Source organism: Clostridium cibarium, assembly GCF_014836335.1.
Classification (GTDB): domain Bacteria; phylum Bacillota; class Clostridia; order Clostridiales; family Clostridiaceae; genus Clostridium; species Clostridium cibarium.
In genome coordinates this window covers 1-25,288 of record NZ_JACSRA010000043.1, presented here as the reverse complement: position 1 = coordinate 25,288, position 25,288 = coordinate 1, and the positions used below count along the sequence as shown (strand labels likewise).

Below are 25,288 nucleotides of genomic sequence, written 5' to 3'. Positions count from 1 at the left end.
CTTTCAAATTGCAAATAGTTATTAAAGTTTTACTTGTTTATGCATTAAAAAAATTGCCCGCAATAGAATAATTTATACATCTATTTCAGACAACTAATAATTATATTGATAATATATTTACATATTCTTTGTATATAGAATTTTTTGTTCTATTATAAAATTCATTATATGTTTTAATAGCTAAATTAATTAGATTTGAATAATCAGTAAGATCTTTTAATCTTGTACCAAAAAATAATCCATTAAATTTTGTCATATTTAAACATATTTGATTTTCTAAATTTCTAAAATTCTTTTTATCTTCCCCTGTTTGTTTTGATATTTTCTCTTTATGCTCTCTCCACGCTCTTCTAACTTCCCATGGAGCGTCTAGCGCTGGGAAAAACAACTTCTTATTTCCTTCTTTCCATATGAAAAACTCCTCACTGCCAAATTCTATCCCAATATCCTTTAATTTTGACTTATCATATATTATTTTATCTTCCATAATTATTTGTTCTATATCAAAATCCTGAATATCCTTTAAATTTATTGTGTTTTCACTAATTTGCCCTTTTAATAAACTAGCGTATTTTTCATTGCTTTTTGGTATAGTCATAAACTCTCTCCTCCTTAAAGTTATACTACTGTAATTATATTACAGTTTTACATATATTATCACCATTTATTTATTTTCTTATACCTCTACTTTTTATTTTTCTCATTTCTCTTGCTAATTTTCTCAAAACTTTTTCTAACAACTCTTCTAGGAATATTGCACATAAATCTAGTATTATTATATAATTTCGCAGCCAATTTCTGAAAATCAGAATATTCTTCATTACTTTCCCATAATCTTGAATTAAAAAATTCACATAACTCCGGCTGTAGCCATGTAGTTCCATCATTTTTAACTCTATTCCTTATATCACCATATTTAACCTCTGTAAAATTAGAGATACATCCTAGTGTTAAGAGCGCATGCCCATTATAACAATGAGCCGACTTACACTTGCCAATAGCTCTAAAAGGTATTGGCTTTTCAATGGACTTAAATATATTAAAATGATATACTCCACTATAACATTGAGTAGTTTCTCCAGTCGCCAAATTAACTAGAAGCATCCAATCTCCTGCGTAACAAAATTCATTACGTTTTTCTTTAAATATTGTTTTTTTAAATTTCCAAAAATCTGAATCAAATTGTGCCCAGATTTTATCATACTCGTCTATTGGTAATTTTGTTAAATATTCAATAAGCTTCGTATTATCATTTCTTGCTATTGTAACATGTGGAAGTGCTCCAAAGTTAGCTAGAGAATACTCCTTTACTTCATCAATATATGGTATGAGCTCATCACTTGGTGTAATTTCAATATTTGCCGAAGCACCTGCTTCCCATATCTTTCTTACATTATCAGCAAATGTTTCTAATAGACTCCTTTTTTTTAGCTCTAAATAATGAAATGAACATTTAAACTCAACCCTTTTTAATAATTTTACATCCCAAGATAAAATTTTTTCTAACTCAGAAGTTATAGTTAAATTCGTCACTATTTCTACATAATGACCCTTTTTAACTATTTCATAAATATATTTATCTAAATCCTTTGTAAGCAAAGTTTCTCCATCAGCACAGAAATTGAAAAATGCTAGTCCACCTAATCTTTCAGGTGACATTGCATTTGCAACATGTTCTGGTGAATACTCAAATTTAGGTTGTTCATTTTGAAAACATTCTTTTCGTTGTGCTAAATAACAATAATGGCATCTAAAATTACAAATAGACATTGGTATAGGAATTAAAATTACTTTCTTTATTTTATCCATAAACTCTCCTTCTTCTGAATTTTTTTAATAAATTTTTCTTCTCATTTTTATTTAAAACAATCACTATGTTTGCAAGAAAAGATAACACACTAGAAATTGCTACTACAATTATAAGAATATACCACGAATTCACTGCTACAAATGATTTTATAACAAATGAAATTATACCTACAATTAAACAGCAAACTACAGATACTCCCACATCTTTGAAAAATTCATACCATTTCAAGCCTAAAAGTCTTGCAGTATAAGGAACTGTAAACAATAGATTTCTGAAAATGGTAATTGATGAACTTACACCTGCCACAGCATAAACTCCAAGATTAGTACATTTTAATAAAACAAATACAATTATAAAATTAAAAAATCCAGCTATAAGAAAAGTAGTTGAATTTAAGCATAGTTTATTTGTTGTGGTAAAAACATTATATAGAACCTGTGGTCCTGCAAATGGTATAAAAGCCATAAATGTAAGTAATGATAAGATTGTCAGGGATTTTGCGTCCATAGTTGGCATCCATAATATATAGAAATCAGCCCCAAATATGCAAAAGACCATTATAGGAATTGAAATTAAAACACTTGATATTTTCATACTTGTTCGTACTTGATTAATTAATTCATTTCTATCATTTTTTGCATATGTTATTGTTAAATTAGGTGAGAAATTTGTGTTTATAGTTGATGCAATTTGAATTATGGTATTTGGTATAATTTTTGCTACGGACAAAAGTCCCATTTGCACAGGATTTATAAATAGATTTGCAAATAATAAGTCAAGGCCTGTCATTAAAATATTTCCACATTGATTTATTGTATTCCATATTCCAGATGAAATTAAGTTTTTAAGATATTTAAAATTAAATATCTTTCTATAAAATACAACTCTTGGGAGAATTCTTCTTTTGATGATCAATGAGAAAGGTAATGTTACTATTGTCATTAACAATCCAATTAAACCAACATAATACATCCGTGCTGAAAAAAAATAAAATATGGAAAGCAAACATATTCCATTGAAAATGGTTTTTATTAGATTTATTAAATTGGAAATATAAAGTTTATTAGTTACATACATAGATATGCTTAATATTCCATATATCTGATTCATAAAAAAATTTGCAAATACAAATGCAAATAACAGTTTGGCATCAATTACATTAGACTCACTTATATTTATTATTTTATCTAAATTCATTACTATCATTATTGATGGTAATATAAATAGTAATAATATAAATATATTACCTATAATGACTGATGAATAATAAGAATTTGCCTTTTCAACCTTCCCTTTATGATATTGAATGGTTATAAATCTTCCTGCCATAGAATTTAAGGCAATGGTAATAAGAGAAGCATACATAATAAAATTATTTGCCAATTGAGTAAATCCGTTTGCCTCTGCTCCTAAATGTTTTACAATATATGGAGACAAAAAGAAATTTACCATAATGGTTATTGCCATGACAATAATGCTACTTACTAAATTTATAGCTGTTTTTTGATTCTCACTTAATTGTTTTTTTTTACGACTTATTATTAACTGGTTTGAAATTTCGTCATAGTTATCCTTTGATAGATTTTTATCATATTTTGCATTACACTTATATAAATTTAATATATCATCTTTAACTTTTGTTATATCGTCACAAACCTTTATATACTGTAAGGAAGATATCCAACTATATACTCCACTTACTTTTTTACTCTTATTATCTACAGCTATACATGGTGTTCCTGTAATAGCAGCAAATATCATTCCATGTAGCCTATCTGTTACAACCAATCCTGCACTAGAAAATTCATTCCATTTCTTATATAACTCTCTGTTTCTATTTCTTTTAGTAACTTTTTTACAAATAATCGTATCTGTTTCAACACATGGTATATTATTTACTTTTATATATTCCTTTATTTGATCTATTTCCTTTTCAGAAACTACTTTCTCTAAATCCTTTCTAAAACATAACAATATACCACTTCTATCAAAGTTTCTTGAAATATCATCAATATATAAAACTATATCCGGTGTGTATACAGATTTAACAGAAGGAAAATTTCTACAGACAAATTCATAGGATTGTCTATCCCTTAAAGCTATAGTCAAATTATTATGCTTACCATAGATGCTTTTTGATCTTTCCAATCTTTTTTTTCCTTCAAAATCATCTGAATAAAAGCAGGTTTGAGGGAAAATAACAATTTTATTATCATTAAAATTTTCTATTATTTCACTTATTTTATCATCTTCGCCTGGCCACAGTGTTCCTAAATTCCCTCCCCCATCTATTAATATGATATCATCTGCTATAACTTCTTTTTTTATTATGTCTTTAAACTTGTAATATTCAGAGTTCTTTATTTCTATTAATTGATTTTCCAATCCCATATTAGTTAAAAACTTATATTCAGCATAAACGATCGCTTGATCCCCTAAATTTCCATGACATGGAGTTGCCATTAAAAAGATGCATTTGCCGCTTAAGCCTCTTTTTTTTTCTACATAATAATATAATCTATACTTAAATACTTTTTTATGAACTCTGTACACTATGGGCTTTAGAATTAATTTTAGAAAAGCTTTTATTTTATCTAACATTTTTTCTCCTCAACATTTTACTAAATAAACACCTTTTAAGTATATTTAAGTTATTATCCATTACAATTGGTTTGAAAATGCCTAGTTATTCTATATATTCTATGCATCTTTGTAGTAAACTTAGGCATCATATAATACATTTCGTAATAAATTCTAAAAAAAAACTTTGCTTAGTTTTTCTCAAAACTCTCTTAAAATTCATAAATTTTTTCTTAAAGTCCATCTTCTCTTCATTTTTTTCAAATAGATTGATTTTATCATTAATTGTTTTATATATATTAAAAACAATCCTAAATGTCTTATCTCTAAGTTCCATTTCTTTTATACTATCAAAGAAATTTCCTCTCTCTTCAAATGCATCTAATGCATCTAACCTGCCTTTTAAGCTAAATCCACTTCCCATAATACTATCTTCTCTTTGCCAATAATAATATAACTGCGCTGTAGTAAGTACAATTTTTTTAGCTTTAAAAATCACCTTATAAGTTATAAATTCATCTTCATGTAATCTACCAACTGGAAATCTGATTTCTCTAAACAAATTTCTTTTATATAGCTTTCCACAAGCTATAACCATCTGTACATAGAATTTGTCTACAAATTGCTCTAGAGCCTCTATTTTTGTATATTCATATATCTCCTCGTTTGAAATATAAATATCTACTTTATCTTTTGCTGTTTTTATAAAATTGCATACCGATATATCCGAATTAGTTTTTTTTAATAGCTTATATAAATTTTCAATATATTTATCATGTACCCAATCATCGCTATCTATAAATGCAATATATTCTCCTTCACAAATATCTATACCTGCATTACGAGCATCTGATAGTCCCCCATTTTTTTTATGAATTACTTTAATTCGATTATCTAAAGCTGCAAACTCATCACAAATTTCTCCACTTCTGTCTGGTGAACCATCATCTACTAAAATAACTTCTAAGTTTTTATATGTCTGTTTAAGCACTGAATTAATGCAACGCCTAAGATACTCTTCAACTTTATAAACAGGTATAATAATGCTAATTAATTCATTCATCTGTAATACCTCCATTTTTCAATCTATATTTATTTTAAAATTTCAAATAGTTATTCCTTTTATTACAATCGGCTCTTTATACAAATTAGTTTTATACTTCTTAAACCATTGCTTACCCTTATCTTTCTCAAATATGAAGAATACTTATTTAACATAAACTTTAAATCAGACTCATGAAAACTCTGAATGTTATTCCAAATTCTATAGATAATTCCTGCAGGTAGTCTATAGGTTTCTATTGCATATATCAATTTCTCTCTTTCTTTTTTATCCGATTCATTTTCAAGAATGTATCGTTTTAACTTTTCCATCCAAAAAATATCTTTATCAATTTTATCAATGGAATTCTCACTTAAGCAATTAAATTGGCTAATATGATACTCTGTTAGATAATCTTTAACATAACTAACATCCTTTTCATGTAACAATACTTTAGAGAAGAAGATCATATCCTCTCCCCAATTTATTTCTTCTGAAAATCGTATATTATATTTATTTAAAAATTCTTTTCTAATTATCCATGAATTTGTATGTGGTGTACATGTATTATATAAATAATCTATCAGAATATCTCCCTTGCGAAAACATATTCTTCCCCTTTTTTTCTTTCCTTTAGTTACATAATAATGTCCACAATAACACACGTTACCGCTGCCAACTGCACTCACCATCTTTTCTAAATATCTTTCATTGATTTCATCATCTGCATCAAGAAAAGATATAAATTCACTGTTAGCTAATTGAATCCCTATGTTTCTTGTAAATGATACACCCCTATTTTGTTGCTTATAGTACTTAATTCTGTTGTCTTTTTTTTCAAACTCACTTGCTATAATATGGCTCCTATCAACTGAACCATCATTAATCAAGAGTAATTCAAAATCTTTATAAGTTTGATTTAATACACTTTCTATACATTTTTCTAATCTTGCTTCTTTATTGTAAATTGGCACTATTATTGTAACTTTCGACATATTTTCACCTACTCAAAATATTTCATTACTTCTCATTAATTCTTAGTAAATATTAAAAATTGTTCTATATGGTATATATGTTCCCGAACCGATGTAAACTGTGTAGAGAAACATAAGAATACATAATAGATAAATACCAATTTTAATTACAAAACGGTCTCTATTAATCTTTAACTTTGATAAAACTTCAGAAATTAATAGAATTGAAAAAATAGTCCCATACAATGATAAACGATGCCCCATTGTCCCTTGTGAAGAAAACATAAGATAGATACTTAGCCCTGTAAAAAATATATTATAATATCCATTAACAACAGTATCACCACAAATTATTTTCTTTCTAAAAATCAATAAAACAATTGCTAATATTATAAGAACTATTATTGCTTTCGTACCTTCTTGAATAGAAGTAAGCTGCGTATATACCATATATCTTGGGAAATATCTAATAATAGCTTTATTAAATAAAATGCTAAGTACTGGTAATAGAGTTAATAAAACTACTAACTTTGATATTTTTAAATTTAAGTTATATACAAAATAGAAAACTATAGCAATAAGAGCTGTTTTATGGAACATACTAGCTAAAACAACAAATATCAAATATTTAATAAATTTCCGTCTTTCAATATATCTAAATCCATAAAATGTTATTGCTAGTGCAGTAAAAAACCTAATGACACTAAGAGAATTTAAATAAAAAAGAGGAAAACACAAGAAAATAATTAGACTCAACCAATTATCTTTACTATATTCTTTTATTGTTTTGCTAAAAAGAAATATAGTAATAAATGCATTTACGAAAAAATATAAATTTGTTATTCCAGTTCTTCTAGAAATATCAACTAAAAAGATACTAGCATATTCTCCATTACTCACTATATTCGTAATTAGTCCATACTGAATAGACTTATAATAAGCTTGATAATCCCATCCCACATTGTATCTAAATGCTGTAAATATAAAAATAATAATTAACGCTAATTTAAAAGTATATCGAAATTTTGTTTTTTTTTAGGAATCATCTGATTATTGTAACTATTATTAACTTCCTCAACATTATTTCCTTTTCTATTTTTTATGGTTGAAGTTATTAATTTTTCCATTAACATTAATGAAAAAATTATTGTTAAATAAATTATATATATAATCATTATTTCTCCTCAATCTAAATTATTTGGTTTTCTAGATTAATAGAATTATCACAATACTTAATAGATTCTTTTAAAATTCTTTTCGCTGAATTATATTCATTTAGTACTCTCTCAAGTTCCAAATCACAATTTTTTTCAAATTCTTCCCACTTTATTGATTTATAATAGTCATATAATATATCAGCAAAATTTTCTCTATACGGATCACAATTTAAACCAACATTTACTTTTTCAACTTGAGCTCCCATAAATGACCCTAAAGAACATATCTGTGGAATATAAAAAACTATTCCGTCATAATACTTATTGCTCATAGCGCTTGATGTAATTAGATTAATATCATACAAATTATTTAATATATCAGTTTCTTTTTGAAATTCATATCTCTCTTCTGGTTTATATTCACCATGAAAATATACATTTTTGACATTATTCTTTGAGCAATATTCCTTTAAATTATATGCAACACTCTGCTGTCTTCCATAATAATGTATTTCAAACCGTGAATCATTAGCTAATTGTTCGATAATTTTCTTATTAACACTTTCATATTTTATAAACCCCCAACATCCAACTCTTATTGGATTATGTTTTTGTTGAAGTTCATTTCTTTTTATACGATTTTCTATAGAATCTAGTAATATATTATGTGTTGTATATATCTTATCTAATTTCGGTAAATATTTTCTAAAACCATTGGAACTTACAAATGTAACTTTTGAATTAATAATTAAATTTCGAACAATATTTTTATAAAATTTGATGTTTTCAAATGTAAAATCTCTATAGTCAAATATATATCTATTTGCATATTGTTTTTTTAGGACATTATATAAAAGTACTCCAGGTAAAGTACTTAATACTATAATTAAATCAAACTCATCTTTTTTTATTAATTCATTTGCATATTTCCTATACTTAATAAAACTAGGTATTTTTTTATATTTCTTTACCTCATCTTCTTGATATAGTTTAAACTCATGAAATATAACATTATAAGGTAGTTTAATATCGCTTTTATCATCTCTGTTCCAATATAATATATGAATTTCATTTTCATCACATGCTAACTCCTCTAAATAGAAGTTTATATATGGCATATATGCAAGTTTTGCAAATCCTAAAAGCAGTATTTTCATTTATTTCTCCTTTTCTTACAATTAAATTTTCATATATATTAGTTATAAATCAGATTTATCTCTCTTCATATTAATCTTTTGCTACTGCTTACCCTATTTTAGAAGCTAAATACTTATTATCTTCATCATTAATAATTGTGTCTAGCCAATTACTTACACTATATTTTCTATATACTTCATCATCTATAGGTTCATATTTTCTATTTATAAAATCCTCTATTTCTTCTAAATTCCATTCGTCCATAACAAATATATTGTTTTCATTATAAAAATCATATTTTTTGATATCTACATTTGTAGTAATCATTTTTCTTCTAGCTCCGAGAGTTTCAATAGTTCTCATTGTTAAACCGCTCTGATTAATATGTGGAATGTCAAACACATTATTTGATCTCTTTAAAACTTCTAAGTTTTCTTTTTCAGACAATGGTATAAATTTAAATTCATTGCTTTTTACACCTTTAAACTCTGGCACACGAACTCTATTATATAAATATTGCAACTTGTTTAAGTACATATATGAAAAAATTCTTACACCATTTGCCTCTAATTTAGGAAACAATACTCGCATAATTTTATATCTATTAGGATGAGCTGTACAAACACTTGCAATATCATATTTAACGTCCTCTTCTAACATTTGCCCAACTTTCTCAAATCCCCTACAATAGAATAATGGTAAAAATTTTAATCCATCTATTTTTTCGCAATCTTCTAAATCGAAAGAATATGCATCATCAAATAATGGAATTAAATCTATATTATCAGGATAAAGTTTCAAGGAATCCCACATGTACAAAACAAATCTTGCTGACTTTTGTATATTCCTCATTTGTTTAATCATTTCTGTTGTAAATACTTTGCAATTTGTTATGAACACTAAATCATAATTCTTTTCTTTTATTTCAGATATGAGTTTATCAAAATATTTTTTAACTAAAGGCTTAAGTAAGCTTTTTTTTATTTTCATCATGCCTTTAAAAAAAGAATTCTCAGTTGGTTTATCATTGCAATAATCTACATTCCATCCGTGTAATTCAAGTTCTAGAATTATATTTTTATAATAACCGTACATTGGATTACAAATAAATAAGGCTTTTTTTCTCCTCATATATTTACTCCTCAGCTTTTACAAGCATTCCAATTGTTTGCATTTCTTGTAAAGAGCGTTCAAAAAGATCTTCTGATTTTTCTAAACTTTGTCCTTTATTTTGCTCTTTTACCCATATTGTAAATTCTTTCATACCCTTTTCAAAAGTATATACTGGATTAAACCTGCATAACTTTTTTGCTCTAGTTATGTCTGCCACATTATGCCTAATGTCTCCTTTTCTAAAATCTCCTGTAATATTTATTGCTGAATTTGACTCATATAATCTCTTTAATATTTCTGCTACTTTAATAACAGAGACATTTTCTCCACTACCTATATTTATATGTTCATAATCAGTATTCGCATTTTCAATTGCACTACATGTAGCTGCTGCAACATCACTTACATGAACAAAATCTCTACTTTCTTTCCCATCTTCAAATATATTTATATCTTGATTCTTTAATAGCAGCTTAGAGAATATTGAAAGTATACCTGTATATGGATTGTTAAGAGATTGACCAGCTCCATATACATTTTGATACCTAAAAATGGTATATGGTATCTCCATTATCTTACACATTACTTCTAGCATTTTTTCTTGTGCAAATTTAGTATATGCATAGTAAGATATAGGCCTTAATTCACATTCCTCAGTGGTATTTCTTAATTCAACCTCACTACCACAGACTGGGCACTTAACTTCAAAATCTCCATTTTTCATATCTTCTATTTTTCTTAATCTCGGAACAACTACTCCATGTTTTTCACAAAAATACATACCCTCTCCATAAACTGAACGTGACGAGGATAATATTATTTTCTTTATAGGCAACTTGTCTCTTATTATCACTTCAAGCAAATTGGATAACCCTTTTATATTCACATCAGTGTATCTATTAATTTCATACATGGATTGTCCAGTTCCAGTTTCAGCTGCAAGATGTATTATATAATGTACATCTTTTAATGCTTTTTTCAAATCTTCAGTATTTCTTACATCACCTTTTATTAATTCACATTTTTTCTTAATATTTTTATATAAATATGATTCTTCATAGTTATATCCATGTATTTGAGGAGAAAAATTATCTAATACAACAACTTCATATTTCTCCTTAAGCTCTTGAACAATAGCATTTCCAATAAATCCGGCTCCCCCTGTAATAAGCACTTTCTCCATTATCTATCCCTCCCTACTACTACTGGCTATACATTTATTTATAGGCTTCGCTGGGATTCCAACATAAACTCCAGCTTCATTTATGTCTTTAACTACAACAGCGCCAGCACCTACTAAACATTCTCTAATAATTTTTTTATTATTAATTACTACAACCCCTGTACCTAACCAAGCTTTCTCTCCAATACTAACTCCTCCTGCTAAATGTGTTCCTGGTGATATATGGACAAAACTTTCAATTATATTATCATGATCTATAGTTGCTCCAGTATTCACTATGCATCCCCTACGTATTTTACTGTTACTATTGATAACAACCCCTGCCATTATTACTGTTCCAACTCCAAGTTCAACATTTTGCCCTAAAACTACATTAGGATGGACTAATGTAGGAATGCTAGCTCCAGCTTTTTCAAGTTGCATTTGTATTTTTTCTCTTGCTTCATTATTTCCTATCGCTATAAAGATGTCATAATCATTTATGTTTTTTAACGCATCCCTGGATTTCCCTATAACATCAATTCCCATTGTCGATTTGATGGATTCATTATCATCCAAAAAAAATATTTTTCTCCACCTATTGAGTTTTAGTGCAATATCTAAAACTACTTTTCCATGACCGCTAGCCCCTATAATAAGTAATTTTTCATGCCCTCCATTTTCTATTTTCATAGGACAATCCTTCTTATCAAACAGAATGCCTCAGCAGCCTTCACTCCTATTGTAGAACCTCTTAATTTGGCTAATGATTCAATTCCTTCAACAGAACGCGGATGTGGAAAGTCTTTAATTTGAGTTGTAAAGTGTTTCATCGCTCCAATCTTCCTACTCAAATAATTAGTAATATCAATATATGTGTTTGGTACAAAAGTATTACTCATATGAGGATTATTCCATTCAGTCTCTGATAACGTTTCATATGAATAAGTTTCTAGCACCTTATGTTTTTTAACAGGTCTAATACCAACCATTGTAGATTGGGAAACAATATAATGATCTAAGTGCATATCTCCAAAATGCGGCATAAACACTACATCTGGCTGCACTGAATCTATAATATCCTTTATCTTTTTGTTAATTTCATACCTTGGAACTTCACTAAGCATAGCTGCTGGAAATTCTAAAAAAAATGTTTCTTTAATTCCTAAAAATTTATGTGCATTAATAACTTCTGATCTCAACTTGTCTAAAACATTTTGTGGAAACATCAAAGGCTGTCCAGTTGTTGCTACACAAACAAAAACATCATGTCCTTCATCAACATATTTTGCTATTGTTCCACCTAAGCCTAATACTTCATCATCCGCATGAGGTGCCATAACTAATATATTCACTATTCCACCCCCATTATATAAATTTATGCCCTACTAAAAAGGATATATCATTCCCTTGGATAACATATTCTTTTACTATCAGCAAGGAATCTTTAGTAATTATTGCAATCTCACCTTGATCGTTTATCCAAGCTATTTGTCCTGGAATTCCTATATACTTAGTATTTTCTTCTCTGTCAGCTTTCCAAAATACCACTTTGCACCCTTTATAATAAGAAAATGCTCCTGGATACGGTCTACTTGTTGCCCTAATCAAAGTTTCAATATCTTTACCACATAGACTCCAATCAATAATTCCATCTTCAGGTCTTCTAGCTAAAAGATACGTACTATTCTCATGATCTTGCTTAATGAAATTGACTGAATTGTTGTAAATTTCATTAATGCAACTATTTAATGCATTCTTCAATGCATCACAAACCTTATAATAGACATCTAATGCATAATCTGTTTTATCTATCTGGTATGGATATTGACAAATAATATCTCCCGAATCTACTCCTTGATCGATTTTAAATAATGTTACTTTTGAATCTTCAACGCCTAATATAATCTGCCAAGGAATTGCTGCCCTTCCTCTATATTTAGGAAGTTGTGTAGGATGAAATCCTATTGAATATTCTTTAGCCATATCAAGTATCTTTTGAGATATTATCTGTGAAAGCCCTATTATAAAAATATAATCAGGCTCTATACCTTCAATTTTTTTAACAATACTTTCATTATTTATTTTTTTGAATTTTATAAATGGGATATCATTTTCCTCAGCTATATCATGGATAGGAAAATAATCAGATACATTTTTAGATACCTCTTCATCTAATGAACAGACTAAATCTATTGATACCCCATTTTTTATTAATGTCTCTAGAGCAACTTTGCTTGAAATAACTGAGCCAATAAAAACTGTTTTTTTCATTTAATTAAGTTTTCCTTTCACAATTTCATATCAATTTTATTAATGAATTTATCTTCACCAAATATGACAATTGCTACCGTTTTGATTATGACTTTCATATCCAAGACAAAGCTTAAATTATTTACATATTTGATGTCATACATACTTTTTTCTTCACGCTTCAAATAAATATTCCCACTAATCTGTGCCAAACCTGTGAGCCCAGGTTTTACATTAAATCTTTTTAGTTCCCATTCTTCATATTGCTCTCTATATTCTGGAAGAGTTGGTCTTGGCCCAACAATAGACATATCCCCCTTTAGTATATTTAGTAATTGGGCTAATTCATCTATCTTAAACCGTCTTAAAAATTTCCCCAAAGGAGTAATTCTGGAATCGTTACCTGTGACCTCAACCCCAGCTTTCTGATATTTTAAAGCATCTTTTACCATGGTCCTAAATTTATAAATCTTAAAGATCTTCATATCCTTACCTAGTCTTCCTTGTATAAATATTACTGATCCACTAGACTGTACTTTTATCAATACAGCTACAATAATCATTAAAGGTAATAGTATTATTAAAGCAATAAAAGAAAGAATAAAATCTATTAATCTTTTGACATATTTTGTATATATTGTGTTATTGCCACTTCTTGACGATTCCATCTCTTTTGCATACCCCTTTAATAATTTTACAAATTCTTTCAAGGTCCTTATCCGTCATCTTTGTATCAGATGGTAAACATACTCCGTTTTCAAAAATACGCTCTGATATTCCACTGCCAATAAAATCATATCTTTCAAAGAACGGCTGCATCTGCATTGGTTTCCATATAGGCCTAGACTCAATATTTTCTTCTTCAAGTGCTTCAATAATATCTATAGGTGTTACTTTACCAGTTAATATTAAACAACTTAGCCAATAGTTTGGTTCATTCCATTCATTAATTGGCATCATTTTTATACTATCTAGTTCACTTAACTCCCGTTTATAATATTCAAAAATATATTTCTTCTTTTCAATCCTTTCATCTAGCACCTTAAGTTGTCCTCTCCCTATGCCAGCTAAAATATTACTCATCCTATAGTTAAAACCAAGTTCACTATGTTGATAATGTCTTGCTTTATCTCTCGATTGCGTTGACCAAAATCTAACTTTATCTATTTTTTCTTTATTATTTGATATAAGAATCCCTCCACCTGATGTGGTTATAATTTTATTGCCATTAAAGGAATAAATACCGTAATCACCAAAGGTCCCTGTATATTTTCCCTTATATTTAGTTCCTAAGCTTTCAGCAGCATCCTCAATAAGTGCAACGTTATGCTTTTTACATATTTCAATTATTTTATCCATCTCTGCTGATAACCCATATAAATGTACAACTATAACAGCTTTTGGTGTATATTTTTCAAAAGCTTTTTCTAACGCACTAGAAGACATATTCCAGGTTTCAAAATTACTATCAATAAATACAGGAATTGCATTTTCATAAATTATTGGATTTACTGTAGCTGAAAAAGTAAGACTCGGACAAAATACAACATCGCCTTTCCCAACTCCTGCTGCTTTAAGTGCCATATGAATAGCTGCAGTTCCTGATGATAATGCTACCCCATGTTTAATTTTCACATATTTGGTTAATTCATTTTCAAATTCATTAACATTCTTTCCAAGTGGTGCGATCCAATTAGTTTCAAATGCTTCCTTAATATAGTTCCTTTCATAACCTTCGTCGCTCATGTGTGGCGATGAAAGATAAATTTTTTTACATCCTGCCATTTCCCATAACCTTCCTCCTAGAACTAACATTATTATTTAAACTAGATACTAAAATTTTTCCTATCAATACAACTATTTTTCAACATTACTTTTTATATCATCTTTTACTGAATTATAAGTTGGAACTAAATACTTCATTTTATCTCTTAAAAGTTCCTCATTTCCCATTTTAACTGTATCCACTAACTCATTTATTCGTTGCTTTAATACACTAAAACTAAGACAATCTGGATTATCAATAAAAATCTTATTATGCCTTGTTGTTATTAAATTTTTTCCTCCTATTAAAAGTTCTTCATAAAGTTTTTCTCCTGGTCTAAGTCCAGTCACCTTTATTTCAATATCTTTACCTGGTTCAAACCCCGAAAGTCTTATAAGGTTTTCCGCTAAATCGTATATTTTTACAGGTTCCCCCATATCGAGAACAAATATTTCTCCACCTTTAGCAAAAGCTCCAGCTTGCAATACTAATTGACTGGCTTCTGGTATAGTCATGAAATACCTAGTAACTTCCTTATGCGTTAAAGTTATTGGCCCCCCACTTGCAATTTGTTTTTTAAATAATGGTACAACTGAACCATTAGAACCTAATACATTTCCAAATCTAACTGCAACAAATTCGGTATCACTCTCTTCATTAATAGCTTGTATTATCATTTCACAAATTCTCTTGCTTGCTCCCATTATATTAGTTGGGTTAACTGCTTTATCTGTAGAAATAAGTACAAATTTCTCTAAACTAAATTCATCAACTAATTCACATAAATTTAAAGTTCCTACAACATTATTTTTTATAGCCTCTAGTGGACTTTCTTCCATTAAAGGCACATGCTTATGAGCTGCTGCATGAAATATAACTTGTGGCTTATATGCAATCAGAATACTCCTTAATCTTCTCTTATCCCGTATAGATCCTATTAATACTTTTAAATTAAAATTCTTATTAGCATGTAAAAGTTCATTTTGAATATCATAAGCATTATTTTCATATATATCAAAAATAATTAACTGCTTAGGCTTAAATTTAACTAGTTGTCTACATAACTCAGAACCAATTGATCCACCTCCACCAGTTACCATAATCACTTTATTTTCAATATATTTACTTATTCCCTCATTATCTAAAGTAACTGATTCTCTACCAAGTAAATCCTCAACATTAACATCTCTAATACTATTAAGATTAAAATGTCCATCTATTACATCTGAAACTCCTGGCATGATTTTTACTTTCACATTTGTTTTGTTACATTGCATAATAATCTCTTTTAAATCTAAACTTTTTAACCCTGCAATTGCTATAATTACTTCATGTATTGAATTTTCATTTATAATCTTTTCAATAGAATTTCTATTGCCAAGCACTTTTACACCTGCAACATATTTTCCAATCTTTTCTTTATCATCATCTACAATAGCAACTACTTTCTTTCTACATCTTGGATCCTTTTTACACTCATTAATAACTAATGCGCCTGCAGCACCAGCACCTATTACTAGTACTTTTTTGAGATCATTATTATTTTCTTTATTAAGATAGGCTATAATTCTTTTCAATATTCTATAACCTACTCTAATTCCATTACAAAACAACATTATTAAAATACCTGCCATTATTGTTACTAGTAATGGAATTCTTGCTGTATCAAAAATTGAAATTACCAGACAAATAACTACTCCCAGAGCTGTACTAACAACCCCCGCTGCAAATTCTTCTATGCTTGCAACTTTCCAAATGCTATTGTATTGCTTAAAAAATCCAAATATAACCATATAAATAACACTTACAAATAGTATCTTAGGTAAAAAATCACTATAAATCTTTATGATACTTGAAATGTTTATTTCTGAACTTTCAAGTCTTAAATATAATGCTAAAAAATACGAGCATTGTATTAACAGGAAATCTAAGAATAGTAGTATAGTTATTTTCATTCTTTTATTTATAATCACTACTCTCCCTCAATTCTTATTTTTTACTCACTTTTTGCCTTTTTTCATCTTTACTACCATAACAGTAATAAGACTTTTTATGACTTGCTTCTACTCCATTAAGAACAACACCAATTAAATTTGCATTTACTTTTTCTAAAAGATCTTTGGCATCCATAACACTATCTTTTTTTGTTTTATTAGCTCTAATTACCATAAGCACTCCATCCATCTTGGCTCCTAATACTTGGCTGTCACTAACAACGTTTAATGGGGCGGAATCTATTACTATAATTTCATACAATTCCTCTAGTTTTTCCAAAAATGATTCCATATACTTAGACCCTAATATCTCAGTTGGATTTGGCGGATAAGTTCCTGAAGCAAGTATATCTAAATTTTCTGAATAGTATTTTATCGCTATTTCTAATTTTTCTTCTCCAATCAAAACATTTGTTAATCCAGTTAAATTAGACACTTTAAAAATTTTATGAATAGATGGTTTTCTTAAATCACAATCAATTAATAATGTCTTTTTTCCATCCTTTGCGAAGGACAAAGCTAAATTACATGCTATTGTTGATTTTCCTTCTGCTGGTTCAGAACTTGTAACTAAAATTGTTTTTATTTTTCTATCCAATGAAGAATACAATATATTGGTTCTTAAAGTTTTAAAAGCCTCAACTACTGAAGCATCTGTATTTTCTTTCAATCCTATCATTCTACACCTCTACTTAATTGATACATGGTATATTTCCTAATACTGGTATATCTAACTTCTCTTCAACTTCTACCCTATCTCTGAAAGTGTTATCATAAAATTCAAGTGTGATTGATATTATAATTCCTACTAATGCTCCAATTATAAATGCTATAAAAATATACAATGGTTTATTAGGACTAACTGGCTTATCTGGCAATACTGCTTTTTCAACTATAATTACATTTACATTTGGTATTAATTCCTTAGAGTACTTAACAAATTCGTTCGTTACTGCCAAAACAATGTCAGTAGCTTCATACTTATCACTACTTAAGTAACTAACTTCTAGTAATTGTGTATCTGCTTTTGGAGTTACTGATAATTCTTTTTGTACTATTTTAGTATTTTCATCAATATTCTTAGATTCTAGTGCATTATCAATTAAATCTTTAGTCATAATTACATCGGAATATGTTTTTAATAGTTTTTGATATAGTTGAACATCATCATATTTATATGTTTCGCTATAACTCTGCTCTTTTCCAATAAACAACTTAGTACTTGCTTTATACTTTGGTTCAATAAAATTAAAACAAATAATTGCTGTTACCACAGTAGCTAAAATGATAATAGCTATTATTAATTTAATTCTTTTCTTAAGTATTCGCACCATTTCCTGTAGATTTAAATTTTCTTCCACTTTATCCCCCTTAATTACTTTCTATGTTTACAAACTATGTAGATTTAAAATCGTTTATTACACCTTTTTCAAATTTTGTATAATCATACACATAATTAGTTAACATATTTAGTCGCTACATAAGTTAAAAGGAGTTATTTAATATAATTTTATAATTATATTAAATAACTCCTTTATACAAAACTTTACTGGTTAACTTTATCTATGCTCATATATTACTTTAGTAAGTTTAGGCCTTCTATTAACGATCCTGTCAATTTCATTTTAATAAATGACTTTTAACTCTTATTAGGTCCAACTTTCTAAAATTCTTCTAATTATTTATTATGTGTGAAGTTAAATATAGATAAAAAAAGAGTTATTTGAATAAACTTATCCAAATAACTCTTTCAACTATCTAAAATCTCTATTTTATTTTTTCAATTAATCTAATAACATAACTTAAAGTATGAAAATCTCTTTTAATTTCTTCTTTAATAGTATTCAATCCTCTAATAAGTCTCTCTTCTCCAAACAGTTCTAAAAGAATCATCATAGTAAGTAAGTTAATACTACCATCTTTAGTATCAAAAATTCTCGCATTTTTGATATACTCATTTTCATTCAAACTATCCACTGTACTTTTTAAAGCTTCACTGATCTCTACTTCAGGTACTTCATCAAATACTCTTATTGAAGGATCATTAATATCAATATTTATAGCCTTGCTTAAGTCAGATTCTAAAAATATAACATTAGTAAACTCAGCATCTCTAAAATCAACACCATCTAGATTTACAGAGTCAAATATAGTATTTTCAAATATTGATTTTTTAAATTTACTTCCTTTTAAGTTAGCTCCGACGAATTCTGTACCTTTAAATGAGCTATTATAAAAACTACACTTTTTAAAATGTGCTCCTCTAAAACTTACAAAGTCAAAATTACATGTATCAAAATCACAATTATAGCAATTGCTTCTCTTTAGGTTATCATACATAAAATTTTTATCTTTTTTTTGTATATTATTATAATTAAATGTGCCAGTACTTTGATTTCTTCCCATTGTGGTCTCCTTAAAATCTATAATATTTTTTCTATGATACCCCCACCAACAACAATATTTCCATCATAAAATACTACTGACTGTCCTTTTGTAATAGCTCTTTGCTTATCTTTAAATATTACTTTAACTCTGCCATTAGATTCTGGATATAATGTAGCTTCTGATGGCTTTGCTGAATAACGAACCTTTGCAGTTACGTTTAATTCTTCTTTTAACTCATTAAAAGGAATAAAGTTAACATCTTTTGCAATAAGACCTGTTTTAAAAATCTCATCTTCAGAACCAATAACTACTTCATTTTTCTTTGCATTAATACCTGTTACAAAAACAGGTCTTCCAAGAGCCAATCCAAGTCCCTTTCTTTGTCCTATAGTATAATAAACTATTCCCTTATGCTTGCCTAAAATATTTCCTTCTTTATCTACAAAGTTACCTAGCTTAACCTTACCAGGTACCTCTTCTATAATAAATCTACCATGATTATTATCAGGAATAAAACAGATTTCCTCACTATCCTTTTTATTATGTACAGCAAGACCTATTTCTTTAGCTATTTCTCTTATTTTATCCTTTGTGTATTTACCACAAGGCATAAGAGTATGAGCAAGTTGATCTTGGGTAAAATTATATAAAGCATATGTTTGATCTTTTCTATCATCATCAGATTTTATCAAAAGCATTCTTCCATCTTTTTCTTCTATCTTAGCATAGTGGCCCGTTGCAACGTATTCTGCCCCAATTCCTCTTGCTTTTTGGAGTAATGCATCAAATTTTAAATGCTTATTACAAGCGATACATGGATTTGGAGTCTTTCCAGCCATATACTCGTCTACAAAATAATCTATTACTTTTTCCTTAAACAAATCTTTAAAATTCAAAACATAAAAAGGTATCTCAAGCCTATCACATACTCTTCTCGCATCCTCAACTGCAGAAAGTGAACAACATCCGCCTTCATTTTCAGCAAAGTTGGGATCATCTGGTGACATACGCATTGTAATACCAATAACATCATAACCTTGTTCTTTTAAAAGGTAAGCAGCAACGGAGCTATCAACTCCGCCGCTCATACCAACAACTACCTTTTTCTTCATTTTATCTCCTATTCATCACCATGAACGTGGTCGTGCAAGTCATCTCCATGTTCTACAAATTCCTTAACTTCAAGACCTGCTTTTGCTCTATAATCGTTTATAGCTTTATGAATAGCTTCTTCAGCTAAAACTGAACAGTGCATTTTTACTGGTGGAAGTCCATCTAATGCTTCTGCAACAGCTTTATTAGTAAGATCCCATGCTTCATCTATATCTTTTCCGATTATAAGTTCAGTTGCCATTGATGATGACGCTATTGCTGATCCACAACCAAATGTCTTAAATTTAGCATCCCTTATTACATTATCCTCTATCTTAAGATATATCTTCATGATATCACCACATTTAGCGTTACCAACTTCACCTACACCATCTGGATTTTCTATTTCTCCTACATTTCTTGGATTTCTAAAGTGATCCATTACCTTATCTGAATATATCATATTATTTTTCTCCCTTCTTAATGTAGTCTTCCCATAATGGAGACATATTTCTTAGTCTTTCTATAATTGGTGGAACAACTTCTAACACATATTCTACATCTTCATCAGTTGTTCTATCCCCCATTGTAAGTCTTAATGAACCATGTGCTCTTTCATGTGGAAGCCCTATAGCTAAAAGCACATGTGATGGATCCAATGATCCTGATGTACAAGCACTACCACTTGATGCTGAAACACCTTCAAAATCTAATGAAAGAAGTATTGATTCACCTTCAATAAATCTAAAGCAAACATTAACATTACCAGGCAATCTCTTATCACCTCTTGGTCCATTTAAGTTTGTGTGAGGAATCTTTAATAATCCATCTATTAGTTTATCTCTTAATTTTGACATTTTATTCATATGTTCATCAAGATTTTCTGTAGCTAGTTCAATAGCCTTTCCAAGACCAACTATACCTGCAATATTTTCAGTTCCAGCTCTTCTTGCTCTTTCTTGACCACCACCATGTATAAGATTATGTATTCTAACGCCTTTTCTTATATAAAGTACTCCTATACCTTTTGGTCCATATATTTTGTGACCAGCTAATGACAATAAATCAATATTCATATCTTTAACATCTACAGGAACATTTCCTACAGCTTGAACTGCATCTGTATGGAATAGAACTCCTCTTTCCTTACAGATAGCTCCTATTTCCTTAACTGGTTGAATAGTCCCTATTTCATTGTTTGCAAACATTATTGAAACTAAAATTGTTTCATCTGTAATTGCATTTCTTAAATCATCTAAATTTATAAAACCTTCTTTATCAACATCTAAATATGTTACCTTATAACCTTGCTTTTCTAAGTACTCACAAGTATGTAGCACTGCATGATGTTCAATCTTAGTTGTTATAATATGATTCCCTTTATTCTTATAAGCAGAAGCTATTCCTTTAATTGCCCAGTTATCAGCCTCAGATCCACCACCAGTGAAATATACTTCATCGCTTTCACTATTTAACGCTTTTGCAATCTTCCCTCTTGATTCATCAATTGCTCTCTTTGTTATTCTTGATATTTCATAGAATGATGATGGATTTCCAAACTTTTCTGTAAAATATGGCATCATTTCTTCTAATACTTCTGGTTTAACAAATGTAGTTGCTGCATAATCCATATATACGTTTTTCATATCTATTCTCCCTTATTATCAAATTTTAACTCTTCACTCTTTACTTTCATATTATTGTAGTCATCGACGATATCTTGAAGAGTTATAGAAACCATAACCTCGTCAATGCTATTTTTAATTTTTTCCCAAAGTAGTCTAGTTGCGCAACAATCAACATTATTGCAGCTAGCATGATCAATACAATCAGAAATTTCAATAGGACCTTCAACTTCATTCATTATATCTGCCACTGTAATATCCTTTGGCTCTCTACTAAGAACATATCCTCCTTGAGCACCTCTAATACTAGTAATTAGATTTGCTTTTCTAAGAGGAGAAAATAATTGTTCTAAATAATATTCAGAAATATTTTGTCTAGTAGAAATAGTCTTTATTGAAACGGGAGTACTACCATAATTAATAGCAAGTTCAACCATTGCTTTAACTCCATAACGCCCCTTTGTCGATAGTTTCATTATCTTCACTCCTTAATGTTGAGTAAATTACTATACTTTCTGTTTTATATCATAGCAAAACACTCGGGAATTGTCAACATCCTTTTTTCCCATAGATTATCATTTAATTTACTATAGAAAAGCAACTATTTAATTTTATTCCAATTCTTTTAAATAGATGTTTTACTGATTCTGTACATCTATACCCTTTTTGATTCTTAGCTCCAAAAAAATTTCATCCAATTTATTTTTATATAGTTAACAAAAAAACAAGCTATTTTAGCTGATCAACTTTCACCCAAATAGCTTGTCTACATATTTATAATATTCTTCTTGCTTTCCAAACAGTACCAATAGGTGCTATCCTAACCACATCACCTGTATGAGGTGCATGTATTACTTGTCCATTTCCTATATACATTTGTACATGCTCATCACTAGGGAATATTAAATCACCAGGCTGCAATTGTTGGCCCGTAACATCTACACCTGCATTAACTTGCTCGTATGTAGTTCTACCAATATCAATTCCTGTAACATTTCTATATACATAAGATGTAAGTCCTGAACAATCAAAATTTTCTGGTCCTGTTGCACCATATACATAAGCTACACCTAAAAATTTATATGCATAGCTTACAACTGAAGTACTAGTTGGTGATGGAGTTGGAACATGTGGATTTACAGCTGCTGGTGTAATTTTATTATCGGAAATTTTCTTCAATGCGTTTTTCGCATTTTCAATGGCATTATTTACTTCATTCTGAACTTCACTACTCTTTAGCTGATTCTTAATAGCACTTAATGCGGTAATAGCGTCATTAAGTTGACTTTCAGAACTATTTGGATTGTTAGCTATATCTATGAATCCTTGAACTGATTCTCTCTCTATCGGAATTAAATATTGTTTAGCAAATTGCTCTACTTCTGCCTTAGATTGTTCTCTAACTTGCTTTTCTTCCTCTAACTTTTTATTAATTTCAGCTTTTTGTTGTTGTATATCATTGTTAAGCCCTTGAATTTCATTTGATTTTGTCTCCAATGAGTTTACCTTATCATCAAGTTCGCTCTTACTACTTGATAAATCTTTTAAAACTTTTTTGTCCGTATTAACTATTTTAATAGCTGAATTAACTTTTGTAATTAAATCCCCTAAGCTATTAGAAGAAAATATTAAAGAAATATAGTCAGCTTCTCCACCAGATTTATATATCGCTCTTAACCTCTTTCCTAATAGCTCTTCTTTATTAGTAATATCTGCTTTAGTTTGTTCGATTTCTTTATCTGTATTTTCTATCTCTTTATTTATATCTTTAATTTTGCTATCATTATCGTTCACCTTAATTGTTAGGGAACTTATTTCGTCATCAAATCTTTGAATCTTTTCATCAATTTCATTTACTTTTGCCTTTTTTACTTCATACTCATTTCTTTGCTGTTGTAATTGCTGATCTGAAGGAGCTGCACTTACTCTAACTCCTGATAGTATAACTGAAGCAACAAAAACTCCGATAATAATTATAGATAATATTCTTCTCTTCATAAATCTTGGTCTATGACCATTTCACCTTCCTTTTCCTATCCGCTAGTTACTACATATTATTCTAACATTTTACTTATTAGGAATCAATGTGTATTCTCAATTTGACTTCTCACCATTTTATACTCTTCAATAAAATTATATTATATTAAATTTAATTCTTTCTATTTCACATAAAAAAAATCCCCAAGATTTAGTATCTTGAAGATTTACTTATTTCTAATTTAATCTACTTATATCAGGTATATTATAGTTATATCTTATAATAAAAACCAAAGTATCTTATTCTACAACTTTAAAATTATATTTAGGAGGATCAGTTATAATATAGTATAAATATAAATTATCATCTACTTTTTCAATATTACACTTAATATTACTTACATAAATTTCATTATAATTATTATTAGTGTGTGTAAAAAACCCATAAAGTATACCACTATCTCCGTAATTTTTCGTGTAATCTAATCTATTCCAGACGCATGTAAAATTATATTTATTGGAATTTATATCAGTAGTTGTAAAATTGTCTAAATCACCAATATTGTTATCCCATAATGAATATTCTATCTTCCACCCTTTTATTAATTCATTATTTGCTATAGTTATGTTCAATTGATTATTTTGATTTTTATTAATAAACATTGTTTTTTCTTTGCTTATATCAATTTTTTTCAGAGTTTCTAAATTTAATGAGTTCTTTGTTATATATCTACTTAATGCTTGATCTAGAGATCTATTATACATTGAAACTATAATTAAAGTTAATATTACCATTATTGATAAGCTTAAAATTAAATTCATCTTTTTTTATTTAAATCACCCTTTGTTTGAAAACGCATAATTATTCTTAACATTTATATTTATTTTCTTATTTTTACTTTAAGCGATTCAGAATATATCTAACTGTTTTTTATATTTATCCAGTATTTTTTTATACTATCTTCAAATTTATTGTTCTGGCATTCATAATACTTTTTCCCTCTTAATTCCTTTGGTAAATAATCTTGCTTAATATAGTGATTTGGATAATCATGAGGATATTTATACCCTTCTACCCCCAAACTTGCCGCACCACTATAATGAGCATCTTTTAAGTGCATTGGTATATCACCAAAGTTCCTATTCTCCAAATCATTCATAGCATCTTTTATTGCTAAATATGCACTATTAGATTTTGGTAATGTAGCTAAATAAATTA

At 28.5% G+C, this 25,288-nt stretch carries 26 protein-coding genes; all 26 read right to left on the bottom strand.

Annotated elements, in window-relative coordinates; all coding sequences use genetic code 11:
* Window positions 1-100: 100 nt before the first annotated feature.
* A complete protein-coding gene (locus H9661_RS18285; protein ID WP_191770221.1) occupies window positions 101-598 on the bottom strand; it encodes a hypothetical protein in 498 nt (165 codons plus the stop codon).
* An 86-nt stretch (window positions 599-684) separates the two neighbouring features.
* Complete coding sequence (locus H9661_RS18280) at window positions 685-1,809, bottom strand: radical SAM protein (RefSeq protein WP_191770219.1); 1,125 nt, start codon at window positions 1,807-1,809, stop codon at window positions 685-687.
* Window positions 1,802-4,411, bottom strand: a complete 2,610-nt coding sequence (locus H9661_RS18275) for a polysaccharide pyruvyl transferase family protein (protein WP_191770217.1) — start codon at window positions 4,409-4,411, stop codon at window positions 1,802-1,804. Before H9661_RS18275 ends, H9661_RS18280 begins: the two co-directional genes overlap by 8 nt.
* A gap of 127 nt (window positions 4,412-4,538) precedes the next feature.
* Window positions 4,539-5,453, bottom strand: coding sequence for a glycosyltransferase family 2 protein (locus H9661_RS18270; RefSeq protein ID WP_191770215.1), 915 nt, complete (start codon window positions 5,451-5,453; stop codon window positions 4,539-4,541).
* A 62-nt stretch (window positions 5,454-5,515) separates the two neighbouring features.
* Window positions 5,516-6,427: a glycosyltransferase family 2 protein gene (locus H9661_RS18265; protein ID WP_191770213.1), complete on the bottom strand. Its 912-nt coding sequence runs from the start codon at window positions 6,425-6,427 to the stop codon at window positions 5,516-5,518.
* A gap of 42 nt (window positions 6,428-6,469) precedes the next feature.
* Window positions 6,470-7,366, bottom strand: a complete 897-nt coding sequence (locus H9661_RS18260; RefSeq protein WP_341480441.1) for an EpsG family protein — start codon at window positions 7,364-7,366, stop codon at window positions 6,470-6,472.
* Window positions 7,367-7,407: 41 nt separating this feature from the next.
* Window positions 7,408-7,581 (bottom strand): hypothetical protein, encoded by a 174-nt coding sequence (locus tag H9661_RS18255; protein WP_191770211.1) that lies wholly within the window; start codon window positions 7,579-7,581, stop codon window positions 7,408-7,410.
* Between the two features lie 14 nt (window positions 7,582-7,595).
* Window positions 7,596-8,720, bottom strand: coding sequence for a glycosyltransferase family protein (locus H9661_RS18250; RefSeq protein ID WP_191770209.1), 1,125 nt, complete (start codon window positions 8,718-8,720; stop codon window positions 7,596-7,598).
* An 88-nt stretch (window positions 8,721-8,808) separates the two neighbouring features.
* Window positions 8,809-9,831 (bottom strand): WaaS/CpsH family glycosyltransferase, encoded by a 1,023-nt coding sequence (locus H9661_RS18245; protein ID WP_191770206.1) that lies wholly within the window; start codon window positions 9,829-9,831, stop codon window positions 8,809-8,811.
* 4 nt (window positions 9,832-9,835) lie between these two features.
* Window positions 9,836-10,996, bottom strand: coding sequence for an NAD-dependent epimerase/dehydratase family protein (locus H9661_RS18240; RefSeq protein WP_191770204.1), 1,161 nt, complete (start codon window positions 10,994-10,996; stop codon window positions 9,836-9,838).
* 3 nt (window positions 10,997-10,999) lie between these two features.
* On the bottom strand, window positions 11,000-11,668 hold the full coding sequence (locus H9661_RS18235) for an acetyltransferase (RefSeq protein WP_191770202.1): 669 nt from the start codon (window positions 11,666-11,668) through the stop codon (window positions 11,000-11,002).
* Window positions 11,665-12,330 carry a PIG-L family deacetylase gene (locus H9661_RS18230; RefSeq protein WP_191770200.1) on the bottom strand — a complete coding sequence of 222 codons (666 nt, stop codon included), beginning with the start codon at window positions 12,328-12,330 and terminating at the stop codon, window positions 11,665-11,667. Before H9661_RS18230 ends, H9661_RS18235 begins: the two co-directional genes overlap by 4 nt.
* A 13-nt stretch (window positions 12,331-12,343) precedes the next feature.
* Window positions 12,344-13,249, bottom strand: a complete 906-nt coding sequence (locus H9661_RS18225) for a formyltransferase family protein (RefSeq protein ID WP_191770198.1) — start codon at window positions 13,247-13,249, stop codon at window positions 12,344-12,346.
* A gap of 17 nt (window positions 13,250-13,266) precedes the next feature.
* On the bottom strand, window positions 13,267-13,896 hold the full coding sequence (locus tag H9661_RS18220; RefSeq protein WP_191770196.1) for a sugar transferase: 630 nt from the start codon (window positions 13,894-13,896) through the stop codon (window positions 13,267-13,269).
* Window positions 13,871-15,013 carry a DegT/DnrJ/EryC1/StrS family aminotransferase gene (locus tag H9661_RS18215; protein ID WP_191770194.1) on the bottom strand — a complete coding sequence of 381 codons (1,143 nt, stop codon included), beginning with the start codon at window positions 15,011-15,013 and terminating at the stop codon, window positions 13,871-13,873. Before H9661_RS18215 ends, H9661_RS18220 begins: the two co-directional genes overlap by 26 nt.
* Before the next feature lie 72 nt (window positions 15,014-15,085).
* Window positions 15,086-16,948: a polysaccharide biosynthesis protein gene (locus tag H9661_RS18210; RefSeq protein ID WP_207729709.1), complete on the bottom strand. Its 1,863-nt coding sequence runs from the start codon at window positions 16,946-16,948 to the stop codon at window positions 15,086-15,088.
* Window positions 16,949-16,982: 34 nt separating this feature from the next.
* The gene (locus H9661_RS18205; RefSeq protein ID WP_191770192.1) at window positions 16,983-17,666 is read right to left on the bottom strand and encodes a CpsD/CapB family tyrosine-protein kinase; all 684 of its coding nucleotides are present in this window, start codon (window positions 17,664-17,666) and stop codon (window positions 16,983-16,985) included.
* Window positions 17,667-17,679: 13 nt separating this feature from the next.
* Window positions 17,680-18,348 (bottom strand): Wzz/FepE/Etk N-terminal domain-containing protein, encoded by a 669-nt coding sequence (locus tag H9661_RS20050; RefSeq protein ID WP_191770190.1) that lies wholly within the window; start codon window positions 18,346-18,348, stop codon window positions 17,680-17,682.
* A gap of 406 nt (window positions 18,349-18,754) precedes the next feature.
* Complete coding sequence (locus H9661_RS18195) at window positions 18,755-19,393, bottom strand: pentapeptide repeat-containing protein (RefSeq protein WP_191770187.1); 639 nt, start codon at window positions 19,391-19,393, stop codon at window positions 18,755-18,757.
* A gap of 17 nt (window positions 19,394-19,410) precedes the next feature.
* Entirely contained in the window at window positions 19,411-20,487 is a 1,077-nt protein-coding gene (gene mnmA / locus H9661_RS18190) for a tRNA 2-thiouridine(34) synthase MnmA (protein ID WP_191770185.1), read from the bottom strand.
* A gap of 8 nt (window positions 20,488-20,495) precedes the next feature.
* Window positions 20,496-20,930, bottom strand: a complete 435-nt coding sequence (gene nifU / locus H9661_RS18185) for a Fe-S cluster assembly scaffold protein NifU (RefSeq protein ID WP_143315053.1) — start codon at window positions 20,928-20,930, stop codon at window positions 20,496-20,498.
* A 1-nt stretch (window position 20,931) separates the two neighbouring features.
* A complete protein-coding gene (gene nifS, locus H9661_RS18180; RefSeq protein WP_143315052.1) occupies window positions 20,932-22,113 on the bottom strand; it encodes a cysteine desulfurase NifS in 1,182 nt (393 codons plus the stop codon).
* Window positions 22,114-22,115: 2 nt separating this feature from the next.
* On the bottom strand, window positions 22,116-22,568 hold the full coding sequence (locus H9661_RS18175; RefSeq protein WP_143315051.1) for an RrF2 family transcriptional regulator: 453 nt from the start codon (window positions 22,566-22,568) through the stop codon (window positions 22,116-22,118).
* A gap of 298 nt (window positions 22,569-22,866) precedes the next feature.
* A complete protein-coding gene (locus H9661_RS18170) occupies window positions 22,867-24,090 on the bottom strand; it encodes a C40 family peptidase (protein ID WP_191770183.1) in 1,224 nt (407 codons plus the stop codon).
* Window positions 24,091-24,369: 279 nt separating this feature from the next.
* Window positions 24,370-24,891, bottom strand: a complete 522-nt coding sequence (locus tag H9661_RS18165; protein ID WP_191770181.1) for a hypothetical protein — start codon at window positions 24,889-24,891, stop codon at window positions 24,370-24,372.
* Between the two features lie 98 nt (window positions 24,892-24,989).
* A partial coding sequence (locus H9661_RS18160; protein ID WP_479927601.1) for an AAA family ATPase occupies window positions 24,990-25,288 on the bottom strand: 299 nt, incomplete at its 5' end.